Genomic DNA, 952 nt, shown 5'->3' with positions numbered 1-952 from the left:
GGATCCGGCCGGCACGGCGCCGCGTGAGGATCCGGCCGTCACGGCGCCGCGTGAGGATTCGGACCGTCACGGCGCCGCGTCCCGGCGGCCGAGTCCGTCGCGTCCGCGTCCGACCGCCCGCGGTTCAGGCGCTCCGGCCGCCCGCGCTCCGGCCGTAGGCCCGCCGCTCTCCGGTGCGCCGTCACGGCTTCGCGTTCCGGCCGCCGAGTCCGTCGCGTCCGAGCTTGGTCGCCCGCGACTCAGGCGCTCCGGCCGCCCGCGCTCCGGCTGCCGGTCTCCGGCGTTACAGCTGCCGCTCTCCGCCCTGGCGGCCGCCGTTCCCGGCGTTACGGCTGCCGGGTCTCCGATTCCAGCCGGGTGCGCGTCTGCGGGCCGTACGTGCCCATCTCGCCGCGGAGGCCGCGGGCCCACTGGTAGGTGCGCAGGGCGTCCTCGACGCGGCGGTCGAACTGGCCGTGGATCTCGTCGTTGTACAGGAACAACTGCCGCAGCCGCAGCTGGAGTTCCACCACCTCGGGACCCCGGTCGCCGCGTCGCAGCACCGGAGCGGTGGCCTCGCCTTCGTTCCCGTCCCCGTCCCCCGGCGCGGCCTCTCCGGGGGTGGCGGCCGACGGGCTCGCGGACGGTTCCGCCTCCGACGGGGACGCGCTCGCCGACGCGTCGGCGGACGCCGTTTCCGAGGGGGACGGCGAGGCCGAGGGGCTCGCGCTGTCGGACGGGGAGGCGGAGGCCGAGGCGCTCGCCGACGGTGCCGTGGACGGACCGGCCGCCGGTGCCGAGGAGGGCGGTGGGGAGGAGGCGGCGTCCGGCACGCTCGCCCGGACGTCGTCCGGGAGCGCCCCGTCGCGGGACGGCGTCTCGTAGGCGAACAGGCCACTGGCCCAGCCGGCCGCGCCGATCACCAGCACCACCGCGCCGGCGGCCGAGAGCAGTGCCGTGCGGCGGCGCCTGC

1 protein-coding gene is annotated in these 952 nt (G+C 78.0%); it reads right to left on the bottom strand.

Annotated elements, in window-relative coordinates; all coding sequences use genetic code 11:
• Nucleotides 1-326: 326 nt before the first annotated feature.
• Nucleotides 327-952 (bottom strand): peptidoglycan-binding protein (locus G3I53_RS31720; RefSeq protein WP_239064210.1); only part of this gene is annotated, 626 nt, incomplete at its 5' end.

Origin of the sequence: Streptomyces sp. SID14436 (assembly GCF_010548465.1) — a bacterium.
Lineage (GTDB): Bacteria > Actinomycetota > Actinomycetes > Streptomycetales > Streptomycetaceae > Streptomyces.
Note: the sequence above shows the minus strand (reverse complement) of the source record. Positions and strands in the feature narration are given on the sequence as shown.